Origin of the sequence: Avibacterium paragallinarum, from assembly GCF_011765605.1 — a bacterium.
GTDB lineage: Bacteria > Pseudomonadota > Gammaproteobacteria > Enterobacterales > Pasteurellaceae > Avibacterium > Avibacterium paragallinarum.
In genome coordinates, this window is the sequence record NZ_CP050316.1 from 2207408 (window position 1) to 2225149 (window position 17742).

General features: G+C 40.5%; 17 protein-coding genes. 13 read left to right on the forward strand and 4 right to left on the reverse strand.

The genetic code is table 11. The annotated features are described in order from the left end of the window. Positions 1-19: 19 nt before the first annotated feature. Entirely contained in the window at positions 20-754 is a 735-nt protein-coding gene (rsmE, locus tag HBL79_RS10730; protein WP_026138470.1) for a 16S rRNA (uracil(1498)-N(3))-methyltransferase, read from the reverse strand. Positions 755-1046: 292 nt separating this feature from the next. Between rsmE and HBL79_RS10735 the strand changes: the two genes are divergently transcribed. The 7 genes from HBL79_RS10735 to srlR all read left to right on the forward strand — a co-directional run bounded on the left by HBL79_RS10735 (position 1047) and on the right by srlR (position 7342). Then, positions 1047-2924 carry a monovalent cation:proton antiporter-2 (CPA2) family protein gene (locus HBL79_RS10735; protein ID WP_035688477.1) on the forward strand — a complete coding sequence of 626 codons (1878 nt, stop codon included), beginning with the start codon at positions 1047-1049 and terminating at the stop codon, positions 2922-2924. 298 nt (positions 2925-3222) lie between these two features. Continuing rightward, a complete protein-coding gene (gene srlA / locus HBL79_RS10740; protein ID WP_017805557.1) occupies positions 3223-3768 on the forward strand; it encodes a PTS glucitol/sorbitol transporter subunit IIC in 546 nt (181 codons plus the stop codon). A 12-nt stretch (positions 3769-3780) separates the two neighbouring features. Beyond that, positions 3781-4761 (forward strand): PTS glucitol/sorbitol transporter subunit IIB, encoded by a 981-nt coding sequence (srlE, locus tag HBL79_RS10745; protein WP_035688478.1) that lies wholly within the window; start codon positions 3781-3783, stop codon positions 4759-4761. 125 nt (positions 4762-4886) lie between these two features. Next, positions 4887-5252, forward strand: coding sequence for a PTS glucitol/sorbitol transporter subunit IIA (gene srlB, locus HBL79_RS10750; RefSeq protein WP_035688479.1), 366 nt, complete (start codon positions 4887-4889; stop codon positions 5250-5252). 11 nt (positions 5253-5263) lie between these two features. Then, complete coding sequence (srlD, locus tag HBL79_RS10755; protein WP_035688480.1) at positions 5264-6046, forward strand: sorbitol-6-phosphate dehydrogenase; 783 nt, start codon at positions 5264-5266, stop codon at positions 6044-6046. A 139-nt stretch (positions 6047-6185) separates the two neighbouring features. Next, positions 6186-6548: a transcriptional regulator GutM gene (gutM, locus tag HBL79_RS10760; RefSeq protein WP_035688481.1), complete on the forward strand. Its 363-nt coding sequence runs from the start codon at positions 6186-6188 to the stop codon at positions 6546-6548. Positions 6549-6568: 20 nt separating this feature from the next. Then, on the forward strand, positions 6569-7342 hold the full coding sequence (gene srlR / locus HBL79_RS10765) for a glucitol operon DNA-binding transcriptional repressor SrlR (protein WP_035688482.1): 774 nt from the start codon (positions 6569-6571) through the stop codon (positions 7340-7342). A 38-nt stretch (positions 7343-7380) separates the two neighbouring features. Here the strand turns inward: srlR and HBL79_RS10770 are convergent, their stop codons facing one another. Next, positions 7381-7794 (reverse strand): copper chaperone PCu(A)C, encoded by a 414-nt coding sequence (locus HBL79_RS10770; RefSeq protein WP_017805563.1) that lies wholly within the window; start codon positions 7792-7794, stop codon positions 7381-7383. Positions 7795-7937: 143 nt separating this feature from the next. Between HBL79_RS10770 and hflD the strand changes: the two genes are divergently transcribed. Together hflD and purB are read left to right on the forward strand one after the other, a co-directional pair. Next, entirely contained in the window at positions 7938-8549 is a 612-nt protein-coding gene (gene hflD / locus HBL79_RS10775; protein ID WP_035688483.1) for a high frequency lysogenization protein HflD, read from the forward strand. A 12-nt stretch (positions 8550-8561) separates the two neighbouring features. Further along, a complete protein-coding gene (purB, locus tag HBL79_RS10780; RefSeq protein WP_035688484.1) occupies positions 8562-9932 on the forward strand; it encodes an adenylosuccinate lyase in 1371 nt (456 codons plus the stop codon). A 63-nt stretch (positions 9933-9995) separates the two neighbouring features. Here the strand turns inward: purB and nhaC are convergent, their stop codons facing one another. Both nhaC and HBL79_RS10790 read right to left on the reverse strand, forming a co-directional pair. Continuing rightward, positions 9996-11345 (reverse strand): Na+/H+ antiporter NhaC, encoded by a 1350-nt coding sequence (gene nhaC / locus HBL79_RS10785; protein ID WP_370539170.1) that lies wholly within the window; start codon positions 11343-11345, stop codon positions 9996-9998. Positions 11346-11407: 62 nt separating this feature from the next. Beyond that, the gene (locus HBL79_RS10790; protein ID WP_035688486.1) at positions 11408-12583 is read right to left on the reverse strand and encodes a MalY/PatB family protein; all 1176 of its coding nucleotides are present in this window, start codon (positions 12581-12583) and stop codon (positions 11408-11410) included. 208 nt (positions 12584-12791) lie between these two features. Here HBL79_RS10790 and xylA point away from each other — a divergent pair, with 208 nt between their 5' ends. The 4 genes from xylA to yihA all read left to right on the forward strand — a co-directional run bounded on the left by xylA (position 12792) and on the right by yihA (position 17691). Beyond that, positions 12792-14111, forward strand: a complete 1320-nt coding sequence (gene xylA, locus HBL79_RS10795; protein ID WP_035688493.1) for a xylose isomerase — start codon at positions 12792-12794, stop codon at positions 14109-14111. 66 nt (positions 14112-14177) lie between these two features. Continuing rightward, complete coding sequence (gene xylB / locus HBL79_RS10800; protein WP_046097474.1) at positions 14178-15629, forward strand: xylulokinase; 1452 nt, start codon at positions 14178-14180, stop codon at positions 15627-15629. A 127-nt stretch (positions 15630-15756) separates the two neighbouring features. Then, entirely contained in the window at positions 15757-16938 is a 1182-nt protein-coding gene (locus HBL79_RS10805; RefSeq protein WP_035688488.1) for a XylR family transcriptional regulator, read from the forward strand. Positions 16939-17028: 90 nt separating this feature from the next. Continuing rightward, on the forward strand, positions 17029-17691 hold the full coding sequence (gene yihA, locus HBL79_RS10810) for a ribosome biogenesis GTP-binding protein YihA/YsxC (protein WP_035688489.1): 663 nt from the start codon (positions 17029-17031) through the stop codon (positions 17689-17691). The last annotated feature ends 51 nt before the right edge of the window (positions 17692-17742 follow it).

The window sequence follows — 17742 nt, forward strand, 5'->3', positions numbered from 1 at the left end:
CTAATTATAGCTATCGGAGTTAAGCTAGATCACCAAAACAAACTTGTAATGCCGTAATTGCTGTTAATGCGGCTGTTTCCGTACGTAAAATACGTTTTCCAAGTAAAATTTCTGTAAATCCTTGATCTTTTGTTTGAGCAATTTCTTGCGGAGATAATCCACCTTCTGAGCCAATAAGCAAACGTATTCCTGTCGTTGGAATATATGGCAATGTACTGATTGAATATTGTGCTTTGGGATGCAAATTGAGTTTAAGTGTTCCATCTTGTTCTGCACACCAGTTAGCTAATTTCATCATTGGACGAATTTCAGGAATTACATTACGCCCACATTGTTCACAAGCTGAAATTGCTATTTTTTGCCATTGTTGAATTTTTTTTGCCATACGCTCTGTATCTAACTTAACACCACAGCGTTCAGACCATAATGGAGTAATGATATTTACTCCCAATTCAACAGATTTTTGGATAGTAAACTCCATTTTCTCACCTCGAGAAATCACTTGCCCTAGATGAATATGAAGTGAGCTTTCCTTATCATCAAATTGGCGATCTAAAATTTCAACATTCACTGATCTTTTATTTATCTGCCTGATAATAGAAGGATATATATGGTTACTGCCGTCAAATAATTCAAGTTGTTCTCCGACTTTCATACGGAGAACTCGTGCCACATGATTTGTAGCATCCTCACTTAAATCACATTGTTTTTGGTGTATTAACGAAATTGGGTGATAAATTCTTGGTATTCGCATTTGTACTAGTTCGTCATTAAGGTCGTATTATCATATCAGAAATTTGCTAGAAAAAAGCATTGCTCCTTTTTATTTTCAAAGAATATGCGTCGGAATAACATAATAGTTAATCACCTCTTTACAATTTGCCTAGCAAAAACAGCATAGAATTTTGAGAAAACGTACTATCCCCCCTCAATTCCGATCACCTCGCAAAAACCACCGCACTTTTATTTACTCACTAGGATTTCTGTGTAAATTCAGTAAAATAGCTGAAGCGATTTACCTTTCTATTTTACATTGAGAAAAAACGATGACATCACTACTAGTTTCTGCCTTTATTTACCTTTTCGCCGCAGCAGTCGCCGTTCCTATTTCTAAACGCCTTGGGCTTGGCTCGGTGCTGGGCTATTTGCTGGCGGGCGTTGCCATTGGGCCGATTTTAGGGCTGGTTGGACAAGAAGCGGAAAAAGTGCAACACGTTGCGGAATTTGGCGTGGTAATGATGCTCTTCCTTGTGGGGCTTGAGCTTGAGCCGAAAACCCTGTGGGCGTTACGCAACAAACTGCTCGGGCTGGGAGGGCTACAAATGGGGCTGACCATTGCGGCTATCACGGGGATTGCGGTGCTGCTAGACTATTCGTGGCAAATGGGGATTGCCGTTGGCTGCGTGCTAGCCGCCTCTTCCACTGCCATAGTGTTGCAAACCTTAGGCGAAAAGGGGCTATTGAAAAGCCCAGGCGGGCAAAGCAGTTTTTCTGTGCTGTTATTTCAAGATATTGCGGTGATCCCCATTCTTGCCTTGCTACCTGTCCTCGCCTCACCTGAGCTGCTAAATCAAGGGCAAACTGCAACAGCGGAAAGCACCAACTTACTCAGCGGGCTGACTGGCACGGCGAAAGCGGTCATCACCCTTGCGGTTATTACCTTTATCGTGCTGGGCGGACATTTTCTCTCTCGCCCAATTTTCCGCTACATTGCCGCCAGCCGAATGCGAGAAATCTTCACCGCCTTTGCCCTTGCTTTGGTAATCGGCATCGCGGCGATGATGTCATTGATCGGACTTTCCCCCGCCTTAGGCACATTCCTTGCGGGCGTGGTGTTGGCAAACAGCGAATACCGCCACGAATTAGAAAGCAATCTCGAACCTTTCAAAGGGCTTTTGCTCGGGCTGTTTTTTATCACCGTCGGAGCAGGTATTGATTTTTCCTTATTATTCAATGACTTTGCAACCATTATGGGGATCACACTGTTAGTGCTGATCGTCAAAGCATTCATTTTGTGGGGGCTAGGTTTCTGCTTTCGACTGGATAAACTCAACCGCAACCTCTTCGCTCTAAGCCTCGCCCCAGTAAGGGAATTTGGTTTTGTGCTGCTTTCGTTCACCACCCAAAACGCCATTTTACCCGAAACTTTGGCGGATAAATTTTTGCTCGTGGTCGCTATCTCAATGTTAGCCAGCCCGCTACTGTTCATTTTTTACGATAAAGTCATCGTGCCACGAGCCACCCAATCGCAACAAAAAGAAAGCGATCCCATTGATGAAAAAAACGCCATTATCATCATCGGACACGGGCGTTATGGGCAAGTCGTAAACGGAATGCTGTTAAGCTGCGGCTATAAACCCACCCTCATCGATTACGACGCGGCGTTGGTGGAGGGCTTTACTCGCTACGGCGTAAAAAGCTATTTCGGCGACGGTTCAAGAGAAGATCTATTGGAAACCGCTGGCATCGCCGAAGCCAAACTATTAATCATCGCCATTGATAACAAAGAGCAAGCCATTCAAATTGCCAACTTTGTGAACAAAAACTATCCACAGGTTGCCATTTTAGCCCGTGCCTACGACCGCTTCCACGTTTACGAATTATATCGTGCTGGGGCGAGGAATATCGTGCGTGAAACCTTTGATTCCGCCATCAGAAGTGGACGGCTCGCCCTCGAGCAACTCGGTATCGAAAAAGACAAAGCCCGAGCCATCGCCGAGCTTTATTACCACCGCGATCGCCACAGCGTAGCAGAAATGGCAAGCCATTATAATCCTGAACACCAAATTTTCTCTGACCCCGAACTAATGGCACTGGGTCGCCGTCTTGATGCCGAAACCAAAGAAATGGTGGAAAAGCTATTACGCGACGAACCCGTAGATTGGGAACCAGGCGAAGAAAATCGACAAAAAGACATCACATAAAAGTGCGGTCATTTCTGCACGCATTTTTTCAACCACAGCACAATGCCCTTTTGGTGGGCGTTGTCAGTCCACGGATTCCTCATTATGACAGCTCCCATTGATAAAAGATGGGCGTATCAGAGTAAAAAACATTTTAAAAAACTTGTTAAATAAAACATTTTTCTTTTATTTTAAAATAAAAAATTAAAATTGCGATCTCTATCACAGATTTATCTTTCAAAATGAAATATTATTTATCTCAATGATTAAGTAATTAATCAGATTTAAACCTAAAAACTTTCATTTTGAGAGGTGTGAGATGGAATTTATTACACATAGTGCGGAATGGTTTATAGGGCTATTCCAAAAAGGGGGTGAGGTTTTTGTGAGTATGGTCACAGGAATTTTGCCGTTGCTGATTTCTTTATTGGTTGTGATGAATGCCTTGATCAAATTTATTGGTCAAGATCGTATTGAGCATTTAGCACAACGTAGTGCAGGCAACCCGATTTCTCGTTATTTAATCCTGCCTGTTTTTGGCACATTTGTTTTCTGTAATCCAATGACATTAAGTTTAGGTAAATTCTTACCTGAACGCTATAAACCCAGTTATTATGCGGCTGCATCTTATAGTTGCCATTCAATGAACGGCTTGTTTCCCCACATCAACCCTGGCGAACTCTTTGTTTATTTAGGCATTGCCAACGGTTTAACCACACTAGGGCTGCCTCTTGCTCCGCTGGCGGTGAGCTATTTATTAGTGGGTATGGTGACGAACTTTTTCCGCGGTTGGATCACGGATTTCACAACGGCGATCTTTGAAAAACGTATGGGTATTAAACTCGATCGCGAAGTGCATTTATAGGGGGAAATGAAAATGACAAAAGCAATTTATATTGAAAAAGGCAACGGCGGCTGGGGCGGACCTTTAACCATTGCCGTTGAGCCAAACAAAAAAATTCTTTATATGACCGCAGGCACTCGCCCGAGTATTGTGGATCACCTCGTTGCCCTCACGGGTTGGGAGGCGGTTGATGGCTTTAAAGAGGGCGAACCTGAAAACGATCAAATCGGCATTGCGATTATTGATTGCGGCGGCGTGCTACGTTGTGGGCTTTATCCGAAACGCCGTATCCCCACCATCAACATTCACGCCACAGGGAAATCAGGCCCGCTCGCTGAATATATCGTAGAGGACATTTATGTTTCAGCGGTAAAAGAAGCCAATATCTCTTTGATTGAATTGGAAAATTCAGCCGTTTCAAAAAGCCCAACCACCGCTAGCCACAAGGTGAAAGATTACGATAGTAGCAAAAAAATCACCGAGCAAAGCGATGGCTTGCTGGCAAAAATTGGTATGGGAATGGGGGCGATCGTGGCGGTCTTTTTCCAAGCGGGGCGGGATACCATCGACACGGTGCTGAAAACCATTTTGCCATTTATGGCGTTCGTTTCTGCCTTGATCGGTATCATCATCGCTTCAGGCTTAGGCGATTGGATTGCCCACGGCTTAACCCCGCTCGCCAACAGTCCAATCGGCTTGGTTACTCTTGCTTTAATTTGTTCTTTCCCATTCTTATCGCCATTTTTAGGGCCGGGTGCGGTGATTGCACAGGTCATCGGCGTTCTAGTTGGGGTGCAAATTGGCTTAGGCAATATTCCGCCGCACCTCGCCTTGCCTGCGTTGTTCGCCATTAATGCCCAAGCCGCTTGTGACTTTATTCCAGTGGGATTATCTCTGGCTGAAGCGAAGCAAGACACCGTTCGGGTTGGCGTGCCGTCTGTGCTGGTGAGCCGTTTTTTAACGGGGGCACCAACAGTTTTACTAGCGTGGTTTGTGTCCGCCTTTATCTACTAAACGCGATAAAAAAGTGCGGTGAAAAATGACCGCACTTTTATCCAAAGCTAGTATAGAAAAGTGAAATAACTCAATGCGTAATGCGAGATTATTAAAAAATCAAACGGTTACAGTAAGGAGAAACAATGCAGATTATTTATCAAACAATATTCAATAAAATCGGGCGTTTCGCCCCTGAAGCCTTAGCGGAGAATATGCTTATCACCTTTAAGCAAGATGTGCCAGAAGAGCTTGAGGATTACTGTTTCATTCATTGCCACGGCGATCTTTTAGCAGAAGTCTGTGCAGGCGATTCTGTGAGGTTTAACGATAACACGTTTAAAATCACGGCGGTGGGAAGTGTGGCAAATTTCAATTTAAAAGAATTAGGGCACGTTACCTTTCGTTTTGATGGTGCTATTACAGCAGAATATCCTGGCACAATTCATTTGAAAGGGAATGTGCCAGCTGAAATAAAGGTCAATGATGTTTTAACCATTATAAAAAATTAGGAGTTGATATTATGGGAAATAAAGTTGCAGTCATTGTTGGTGGCGGTCAAACCTTAGGGGCGTTTTTAGCTTCAGGCTTGGCGGAAAATGGCTATGCGGTTGCGGTGGCGGATTTGAATGAAGCGAATGCGGAGAAAACCGCGAACGTGATCAATCTCCATCTTGGACAAGAATGTGCGGCGGGGTTTTATGTGGACGCAACCGATGAGCAAAGCGTGCAAGCTCTTGCCAATGCGGTTGATGCCCGTTTTGGGCGAGTGGATTTGTTAGTTTACAGTGCGGGAATGGCGAAAGCCGCCCCCATTACGGAATTTAAAACCAAAGATTTTGACACTTCATTGCAGGTGAACTTGGTGGGGTATTTTCTCTGTGCCAGAGAGTTTGCTAAATTAATGATTCGAGATGGCATCGCGGGGCGGATTATTCAGATCAACTCCAAATCCGGCAAGGTGGGGAGCAAGCACAACACGGGGTACAGTGCGGCAAAATTCGGCGGCGTGGGGCTGACCCAATCTTTGGCCTTAGATCTAGCAGAATACGGCATCACCGTGCATTCTTTAATGTTGGGGAATTTGCTCAAATCGCCGATGTTCCAATCGCTCATTCCACAATATGCGGAAAAATTAGGCATTCCAGCGGATCAAGTGGAGCAGGCATATATTGACAAAGTACCTTTGAAACGGGGGTGCGAATATCGAGATGTGCTGAATGTGCTACTGTTTTACGCCAGCGAAAAAGCCGAATATTGCACGGGGCAGTCGATAAATATCACAGGGGGGCAGGTGATGTTTTAATTTTGCTTGTGCCGTACAGATTCTCTCCGCTGTACGGCAATCATTTCAGTTTTGGGGCATAGGAAATCACTCTCATCGCAAAAAATCTTTTAATTCTTTTAAATAATGCGGTAAAAACGTTTAAAATAAGGAAATTTTTATGCAAAATATAACAAATTCATTCATTATTGTGGCGATAATTGCTTGGTTGTTACAGATCATTTTGGGGTGGAGGCAATTATCTCAATTTAATAAAGAATTTGAGAAATTATGTAAACAAGGGAATGTAGGCGTAGGTCGCACGCAAGGTCGATTTAAACCTAAAGTGGTCATTGCCATCGCTTTTGATCAGGATTATCGTGTTGTTAATGCGATTATATTAAAAGGATTAAGCGTATTTTCTCGAGCAAAAACAATCACAACGTTAAAAGGTTTATTGCATAGTGAAATTATTCCAGAGCTTATTTTCCCCAAAGATAAACAGAGCCAGCAAGCTCTCAAGGAAGCACTTCAACTGCGATAAATCCTAAAAATGGATTTATTATGAAACCCAAAGAAAGACAACTTGCGATCTTAAATTATTTACAAACTCACGGTAAAACGGCGGTCGATCAATTAGCCGAATTTTTTTCCACCACAGGCACAACAATTCGTAAAGATCTCACCGCACTTGAAAAGGCAAAGAAAGTGCTTCGCACTTATGGTAGTGTTGTTTTGCGAGAGCAAGAAAAAACAACGGAAACCGAATTGCCGATGACAAATAAAACGCATATCAATTTGGAGCAAAAAAAGAAAATCGCTCACGCTGCCGTGAAATTCCTCAAAGATGGCGATTCCATCATCATTGATTCTGGCAGTACGGTTTTGCAGATGATCCCTTATCTTGCCGAATTAAATAATCTCACCATTATGACCAACAGCCTACATATTATGAATAGCCTCGTTGCATTGGAAAAAGAACACGAACTTTTGATGTGCGGCGGCACATATCGAACAAAATCCGCTTCATTACACGGCATTTTAGCGGAAGCGACCTTTGAAAAATTCTCATTTGATAAACTGTTTATTGGCACTGATGGCTTTGATTTAGAACTCGGTTTAACCACCTTTAACGAAGTACACGGCGTGAGTAAAGCAATGACGAATGCCGCAAGGCAAATTATCGTTTTGGCAGATTCCTCAAAATTTGGACGGCGTAGCCCAAATATTGTTTGTCCATTGGAAAAAATTGATGTCGTGATTACGGATAATTTACTTGATGAACAAACACACCAAGCCTTATTAAATAAAGGGATCGCGGTGGTGATTGCGGATTAAAAAGGGCTGGATTGCCCTTTTTTATTGAAACGTGATATTTATCGTACCACCGCTTTCGTTCTCACCACTTCCCCATTATCAAAAAACAACGAGATCGGGAAAGTTTCCCCTTGTTTGAGGGAATTAGGGAGATCGAACACCATAATATGCTGGCCGCCGTGTTTTAGGCTCAGGCGTTGATGAGCGGGGATTTCAATGGTGTTGAGATCGGTCATTCTGCCCTGTTGCATTCCGTGTAAGGCGAAGCGGGCGGGGATTTCACTTTCTACAAAGGCGAGCTGAACGTTTTCATTGCCATTATTTTCAAGTTGCATAAAAATCGCACTGGGTTCGCCCGCTTGTTGGGTTGCGGCGATACTGGCTTGGCTGACGAGAATTTCCGCCTGTGCGGCGATTGCTAAGGTTGCGAAAAGTGCGGTGCTAATTAAGCATTGTTTTTTGTTGGCTTTCATTTTTTCTTTTTCCGTTGAGATTGAACCCATTCAGTATAGCAAGAATTTAACTGGTGTGTTCAGCTTTAAAAAAAGGGGGAAAAATGCTATATTGCTCGCCATTTTAATCACATTTTACCTTCAACATCACGATCAATATTACGATGGCAGATTATTACGAAATCACTCTAGCCTTGGCGGGCGTATGTCAAGCCGCGAAATTAGTGAAACAATTTGCACACAATGGCGAGGCGGATTCGCAAGCCTTTGAAATCAGCTTGCAAACGTTGCTACAAACCGCCCCTGAAAATACCCTTGCTGTCTATGGCGGGGAGGCGAAGCATTTGAAATTAGGGCTGGAAACCTTGATGGAGCAGTTAAATGGCAGCGATGCGGAACTCACTCGCTATTGGGTGAGCTTACTTGCCTTAGAGGGCAAACTCAATAAATCCCCTGAGGCAAAAAGCCAGCTCGCTCAACGCCTTGCGTATTTGCCGTCGCAACTGAATTTTTATGCTTTACTTGATGAGCAGATGATCAGCAATTTAGCAGCCATTTATGTGGACGTGGTCAGCCCGCTTGGCAACCGTATTCAAGTGATCGGTTCGCCTGATTATTTACAGCGACAAGGCATTCAACATCGTATTCGGGCTTGTTTGTTGGCTGGCATTCGCTCAGCGGTGCTATGGCGACAAGTGGGCGGCAAAAAATACCAATTTATTTTCTCGCGTAGCAAAATTGCTGCAACGGCACAACAAATTTACTCAACCCTTTAGGAGCATCTTCTTATGGAATTAACCGCATTAACTGCAATTTCCCCTATTGACGGTCGTTATCAAGACAAAACAACGGCATTGCGTCATATTTTTAGCGAATTTGGCTTGCTCAAATTCCGCGTTACAGTCGAAGTTCGCTGGCTACAAAAATTGGCAGCGACCGCACAAATTCAGGAAGTGCCTTGTTTGTCGCAAAAAGCAAACGATTACCTTAACCAAATCGTGGCAAATTTCAGCCTAGAAGATGCACAACGCATTAAAGAAATCGAAAAAACCACCAATCACGATGTGAAAGCCGTAGAGTATTTTTTGAAAGAAAAAACCACCGCACTTGAAGAATTAGCGGCGGTGAGCGAGTTTATCCATTTCGCTTGCACTTCGGAGGACATTAATAACCTTTCTCACGCCTTAATGTTGAAAACCGCACGTGAAGAGGTGATCTTGCCTGAATGGCAAAAATTAATTGATGAGATTGAACGCCTTGCACAAGAATACAAAGCCATTCCGCTTCTTTCTCGCACCCACGGTCAGCCCGCTTCCCCTTCCACGGTTGGGAAAGAAATGGCGAATGTAGTGTATCGCCTAAAACGTCAATATGAACAACTGCAACACATTGAAATTCTTGGAAAAATTAACGGTGCGGTGGGGAACTACAACGCCCATTTATCCGCTTATCCTGACGTGGATTGGCACAAATTCAGCGAAGAATTTGTTACCTCTTTAGGCATCAAATGGAATCCTTACACCACACAAATTGAGCCACACGATTATATCGCGGAGCTGTTTGATAATATCGCCCGTTTCAACACCATTATTATTGATTTTGACCGTGATCTTTGGGGCTACATCGCATTAAATCACTTCAAACAACGCACCATCGCGGGCGAAATTGGATCATCCACAATGCCGCACAAAGTGAACCCGATTGACTTTGAAAACTCAGAGGGAAATCTCGGCATTGCAAATGCGGTAATGGGGCATCTCGGGGCGAAATTGCCGATCTCTCGCTGGCAACGTGATTTAACGGATTCCACCGTGCTACGCAATCTCGGCGTGGGCTTGGGCTATTGTTTAATCGCCTATGCTGCGACACGAAAAGGGATCAGCAAATTAGAAGTGAACGAGCAACATTTGCGTGATGAGCTTAACCAGAACTGGGAAGTGCTGGCAGAGCCAATTCAAACCGTAATGCGTCGCTATGGTATTGAAAAACCTTACGAAAAACTCAAAGAGCTTACGCGTGGCAAACGGGTTGATGAGCAAGCAATGCGTGAGTTTATCGAAAAGCTAGACATTATTCCTGCACAAGAAAAACAACGCTTACAACAACTCACTCCAGCCACTTATATTGGTGCAGCCGTGGAGTTAGTGGAAAAACTTTAATGGGCTAAAAAATAAGTGCGGTGGAAAAATCAGCCATTTTTTGACCGCACTTAGTTTTCGTTTTTATCTAGATAATTTGGCGATACCAAATCCTGTTACTCCCCAAAACATTGCAAATATTATTCCGCTCCAGCATAAAATTGCCCAAGGTAAGTAAGATAGCGTCGCAACGCCTAATGTGCCAGCCATATAAGCCCCTGCTGCTGTCCAAGGTAAAATTGGTTCAATAATAGTCGCCGAATCTTCTGCAGTACGGCTTAAATTTTTTGGATGTAATCCACGTTCGATATAAGCATCTCGTAACATTTCACCTGGGATAAGAATTGAAATTTGTCCGTTACAAGTTACCCCGATCATTGTCAATCCACAAAGAATCGTTGTGAAAATTAGTGAGGCGGTGGAACGTACTAATTTCAATAAGTGGTTTATGATCACTTCCAATGCTCCACTAAGCGATAAAATACCTGCAAAAGAAAGCGCACAGAAACAGATTAATAATGTTCCCATCATTGAATTCATTCCACCACGGTTTAGTAAGCGAGCTAAATCGCTACTAACCTGAATATCATTTGGAATCATTGAAACATTAAACCCATTCACAGCACTATTTATTACATCTGCTAAGGCAAACTTTTGAATAAATAATGCGTTCAAAATCGCAATAAATGCAGACAACAACATCACTGGAATCGTTGGCTTTTTGGTGATTGATCCCCAAAGAATAATCGCAACGGGAATAAGTAACAATATGATATTGAAGTGATAAATTTGTTCTAATCCTGACATCATTTCGACTACTTTTTCTGGTGTTGCAACATCGTGTAAATTCCCTGACATTCCATAGAAGATATAAATAATTGCCGCAAGTAAAAAGGAAGGCAAGGTGGTATAAAGTAAATGAGCAATATGTTCATATAAATCCACCCCTGCTGCAGCTGACGCAATATTGGTGGTATCAGACAGCGGTGAAAGTTTATCGCCAAAATAAGCACCTGCCACAACAGCTCCTGCTGTGGCTGCAAGATTGGCATCTAACCCAATTGCCACCCCCATAAACGCAACGCCCACCGTTCCTGCTGATCCCCAAGACGTTCCTGTACAGACTGAAATAATAGAGGTTAATAATAATGCGGTAATATATAAAAATTTAGGATCGATGACTTTTAAACCGTAATAAATCATCATTGGGATTGTGCCACCTGCAATCCAAGTTCCAATCAGCAATCCTACAGTAATTAAAATCAAAAGTGCGGGCATTGTTTTCGCAATTTTTGCTGAAATCGCCTCTAAAATGTCTTGATAGCTATAACCAAGATATTTCACCAATCCACCAGCAAAAACACAGGAAATTACCATTAAAGGTTCAGGCGGTAAATCAAAAAAGGCATAACCTAATCCTAATAGCACTAACATAACAATAATGGAGGAAAGTGCTTCTATTAAACTTGGTGTGCGTTTTAAATTTGCTGTGTTCATTATGCATCTCCTTTCGTTATCGCATTTTTTATTTGTATCAATGCTTGTTGTAATAAAAATCTTGGCATTGCAATATTCATTCGGAAAAAGCCCATTCCTTCAATACCAAAATCCGATCCCCACGCCATTTCTACTTGAGCAAGTTTGATTAATTTTTCTTTTAATTGATCTTCACTGATCAACAGTTTTTGATAATTTATCCACAATAGATAAGTACCTTCAGAGGGAATAACAACTAGCTGGGGTATTTCTTCTGTAAAAAAACGTTGTACTAAGCGTTTATTAGCAACAATGTAATGTTTTAGTTGAATAATCCAATTATCACAATATTGATAAGCAATCATTATTGCTGGAATGGAAAAATAATTTGGGTTATGAATACCAAGCTGCTGTAAAGTGCGGTGGAATTTTTCTCTAATTTTTTTATTGTGAATTATTATATTAGCGATCTCTAACCCTGGAATATTGAATGTTTTTGCGGGTGATGTACAAATAATGGAATGATTTTTTACATAATTGTTTATTCCCGCGATAATTTGATGAGAGGTTTCTGAAAACGTAAAATCTGCGTGCACATCATCAGAAATGATAAATACACTATATTGTTCTGCAAGTTGAGCGATTTTTTGTAGCTCAAATTTAGTCCAAACTCGCCCAGTAGGATTATGCGGAGAAATTAAAATAAAAAATTTAGCTTGCTTAAAACAACTTTCTAACAAAGAAAAATCGATAGCATAATGATTATTTTTATATACTAAAGGACAAGGCAGAAACTGACGATTATTTAACGTAATAGCATTAATAATTGGCGAATAGGAAGGGGTAAATACACAGATTTTCTCGCCTATTTGGGTAAATTCACGCAAATAAATTGAAATAGCTTGAATAATTCGTGGACAAAAAACAATTTCATCATTTTTCACCTTATAACTATAGTGCCTTTCAAGATAGTTTCGTACTACATCAAAATAATTTTCTGGTAATACAGTATAGCCATAAATCCCCGTTTGGTTAAAACATTCAAGTTGTTTAATCAATCTTTCAGGGGCAGGTAAATCCATATCTGCGACAGACATTGAAATAAAATTTGGCACAGTTGATGAGCCACTTTTCCACTTTGCCGAATAATTATCTAAACGATTAATATATCTATCAAACATTGGTGTTTTATCCATATATCCTCCAGAGATACCAAGATAAATTTAAAAAAGATTAATAACATTTGCTATTATTAAATTTTATATTTTTATTACGTTTTTTATTTTTTGTGATACAGCACACAATAAACAATAATCTTAATTGGTAAATAAAATAACGTAATTGCTCCCCCCTTCTTTTTGGTTAATGATTTCTACAAATTTTATGCCATAAGGAGAAACGATGATGACAAACTATTTTGATAAAATCACAAAAGTTCGCTATGAGGGCGTTAATTCCACCAATCCATTTGCTTTTCGTTATTACAATGCCGATGAGGTCATTTTAGGCAAAACAATGGCAGAACACCTACGTTTGGCGGTATGTTATTGGCACACATTCTGTTGGAATGGTAATGATATGTTTGGAGTTGGTTCACTTAATCGCCATTGGCAAAAAAATAACGATCCATTAGCTGGTGCTAAACAAAAAGCGGATATTGCTTTTGAATTTTTTACAAAATTAGGTGTTCCTTATTATTGTTTTCACGATGTTGATATTGCCCCCGAAGGAAATTCTTTTAAAGAATATCTCTACAATTTCGATACACTTATTGATATTTTAGCGAAAAAACAAGCAGAAACAGGCGTTAAGCTCTTGTGGGGAACAGCAAATTGCTTTAGCAATCCTCGTTATATGTCTGGTGCTTCAACCAATCCCAACCCAGAGATTTTTGCTTGGGCGGCAGCACAAGTTACCAATGCAATGAATGCAACACAAAAATTAGGCGGAGAAAACTATGTTTTATGGGGAGGACGTGAAGGCTATGAAACCTTGCTGAATACGGATCTAAAACGTGAACGTGAACAAATCGGTCGTTTTATGCAAATGGTCGTTGAACATAAACATAAAATTGGCTTCAAAGGAACATTACTGATTGAACCTAAACCACAAGAGCCAACTAAACATCAATATGATTATGACGTAGCAACGGTTTATGGCTTTTTAAAACAATTTGGTTTAGAAAATGAAATTAAAGTGAACATTGAAGCAAATCATGCAACGCTTGCAGGACATTCGTTCCATCACGAAATTGCAACTGCTTACGCCCTAGGCATTTTCGGCTCAATTGATGCAAACCGAGGAGATCCACAATCAGGTTGGGATACCGATCAATTCCCAAACAGTGTGGAAGAAAATACGCTCGTGATGTATGAAATTCTCAAAAATGGCGGATTTACCACCGGCGGATTTAATTTTGATGCAAAAATTCGCCGTCAAAGTAATGATCCTTACGACTTATTCTATGGACACATTGGGGCAATCGATGTTCTCGCTCTATCATTAAGACGTGCTGCCGATATGATTCAAGATCAACAACTACAAAAACTTGTTGAACAACGCTATTCTGGCTGGGACAGTCAGTTAGGAAAAGCGATTTTATCTGGCAATACGTCATTAGAAGCCTTGGCCCAATTAGTGGAAACACAAAATCTGAATCCACAGCCTGTATCTGGTCAGCAAGAATATTTAGAAAATCTCGTTAACCGTTATATCTACCGTTAATTTTTCTAACAAAAAGGCTTGGAGAACAATCTACAAGCCTTTGCTCATACAATAAGGAGCAAAATTATGTATATTGGTATCGATCTCGGCACATCTGGTGTAAAAGTGGTATTACTTGATGAAGAGCAACATATCCTTGCTACTAGCCATAAGGAATTATCTATTTCTCGTCCGCAAAACCTGTGGTCAGAACAAGATCCTGAAGATTGGTGGAATGCCACTCATCACGCGATGCTTGAATTATCACAACACCACGATTTAAAATCGGTCAAAGCTGTTGGTTTAACTGGGCAAATGCACGGTGCAACCTTACTAGATAAAGCAGATCACATCTTACGCCCTGCTATTTTATGGAATGATGGTCGTAGTGCAACTGAATGCACAGAATTAGAAGCACTTGTTCCCCAATCTCGTCAAATTACGGGCAATTTAATGATGCCAGGCTTCACCGCCCCTAAATTAAAATGGGTGCAAAGAAATGAACCTCATCTCTTCAATCAAATTCATAAAGTGTTATTACCTAAAGATTATTTACGTCTAAAGATGACGGGTGAATACGCTTCTGATATGTCAGACGCTTCTGGCACAATGTGGCTTGATGTGGAAAAACGGCAGTGGGATAACACAATACTTGAGGCAACAGGCTTAGAGCTGGATAAAATGCCGAAATTATTTGAAGGCAATCAAATCACAGGCTATTTACGTCAAGAAATAGCACAACAATGGAGAATGAATTCTGTTCCTATTGTCGCAGGTGGCGGGGATAATGCCGCTGGTGCTATTGGTATTGGTATTGGTCTATATCAAGCAGGGCAAGCAATGCTATCCTTAGGCACTTCTGGCGTCTATTTTGTCGTAACCAATAGGTTCACTGCCAATCCACAAAAAGCCGTGCATAGTTTCTGCCACGCCTTACCTGAACGCTGGCATTTAATGTCTGTCATTTTAAGTGCTGCCTCTGCAATAGACTGGGTAAAAAATATTATAGGGAACAACGATATTAACCAGTTATTTCAACAAATGGCACATTGTACAACATCATCTCAAGCCCTGTTTTTACCTTATCTCTCTGGAGAACGAACCCCACATAATGATCCTTATGCCACAGGTGTATTCTGGGGGCTAAGCCATAATGACAGCAATATTACACTAGCTAAAGCGGTACTTGAAGGGGTAAGTTTTGCACTTGCTGATGGGATTGATGTATTACACGAAACAGGGGCAACGGCCGAAAGTATAAGCCTCATTGGTGGTGGCACAAAAAGTGCTTACTGGCGACAATTATTAGCGGATATTACAGGCAGAACACTTGAATACCGCACAGGTGGTGATGTTGGCCCTGCATTAGGTGCGGCAAAATTAGCACAAATTGCATTAAACCCGAAAGAAGAGATTTCCACCTATTGTCGTAATCTACCATTGGAAGAAGTTTATACACCAAACGCTCAAATCTACGAACAATACCAACAAAAACGAGAACGCTATCATCAACTTTATCAGCGATTAAAAGGATTTTAACTAGATAAACATTAAGTGCGGTATAAAAATTCAAAAAATTTACACCGCACTTTAACAGAAACAAGGTTTAAATTTTTCTAAATTCCGTTATGCTATTAATGTGGTTTGAGCGACAGGAACGAATAATATGCAAAACATAGGAAAGTTTTACCGCATTGCTTTGCTTTTTAATGCAAATAAAGTTTATGATCGTCAAGTTGTAGAAGGTGTTAGACAATATCTACAAGCCTCGCAATGTACTTGGGATATTTTTATGGAAGATGATTTTGTGTACCATAAAAAAACTATCCAAAGTCTTTCTATTGATGGCATTATTGCTGATTTTGATGATCCTGAAACAGCGGAACTACTTGAAAATATTGATGTGCCAATTATTGCCGTTGGAGGTTCCTACCAAAATCCTGATTTTTATCCACATTTTCCCTATGTAGCCACAGATAATTACGCTTTAATTGAAACCGCCTTTTTACATCTTAAACAAAAAGGGTTAAATCACTTTGCTTTTTATGGATTACCGACAGAAAATCGCCAAAAACATTGGTCTATAGAACGACAAAATGCTTTTGTTGATTTAATGAATAAATATGCTTACCCAATACATATTTATCAAGGTGAACAAACAAATTCTCAAAATTGGCGTCAGGCTCAAACTAATCTAATTCAATGGATTCAATCCTTACCACAGCATACAGGCCTCATTGCGGTAACAGACGCAAGAGCAAGACATCTACTACAAGCCTGTGAAACAGCCAAAATTGCAGTTCCTGAACAATATTGTGTTATTGGCATTGATAATGAAGAACTTATCCAATATCTTTCTCGCATTTCTCTTTCATCTGTAGCCCAAGGCACGAAACAAATTGGTTATCAGGCCGCAAAATTATTACATCGCCAATTAAATGGCATTACCCTTAATAATAAAGCCATATTAATTCCACCTTTAAAAGTTGAGGCTCGAAGCTCGACAGATTATCTTTCCCTTAGCGATCCATTAGTAATGCAAGCTATGCACTATATTCGCCAACGAGCCTGCCAAGGTATTAAAGTAGAACAAGTACTAGATCATTTAAGAATCTCACGCAGCAATTTAGAATTACGCTTTAAAGCAGAAATGAATAAAACGATTCATCAGGTCATTCATCAGCAAAAAATGGCACGAGCAATTTCACTTTTAAAATACTCAGATATTTCAATTCAAGAAATTGCAGATGTTTGTGGTTACCCTTCCCTACAATATTTTTATTCCGTATTTAAGAAAGAACAAAAGCAGACACCAAAAGAATTTCGTTATTTTTGGAAAAAAGAATAACTTTTTTTACTTTATACGCTATTTTTCAATCGTTACTTTGACTTTTATAAGGTATGCTACGCATAATATTAAACTACTGAAAAATAAAAAATGAATAATTTCAAATTAAACTACCATAAAGCACATTTTCTCACTAGTGCCCCTAATATAAAAATGCTTCCTGAAGACAGTGGTATAGAAATTGCATTTGTTGGACGCTCTAATGCTGGAAAATCTACCGCTCTAAATGCGTTAACTAATCAAAAAAACTTAGCTCGTACATCTAAAACTCCAGGAAGAACACAATTAATTAATGTATTTGAAATTGAGCCTCTCTGTAAATTAGTTGATTTACCAGGTTACGGCTATGCCGCTGTACCTGAACAAATGAAAATTCAATGGCAAAAAGCACTTGGAGAATACCTACAAAAACGAGAATGCCTTGCAGGCGTAGTGATTTTGATGGATATTCGCCATCCACTGAAAGATTTAGATCAGAAAATGATTGAATGGGCAGTTTCTGCCAATTTACCTGTATTATTACTTCTCACGAAAGCAGATAAACTGAGCCAAAATACTACAAATAAACAGGTAAAAATAGTACGAGAAGCCATATTGCCTTTCCAAGGAGATATTCAGGTTGAAGCTTTCTCAGCATTAAAAAAACAAGGTATCGATCGTCTCTCTACTAAATTAAATAATTGGTTTAGTCCCATATTCTCTAGCTCAAACTTACAAATAAAGAATTCTGAATGTACAGAATTTAGCGAATAAACCAAGCTATTTATTAGGCATAGAGAATGTAGCTTAATCCTTATAATACAA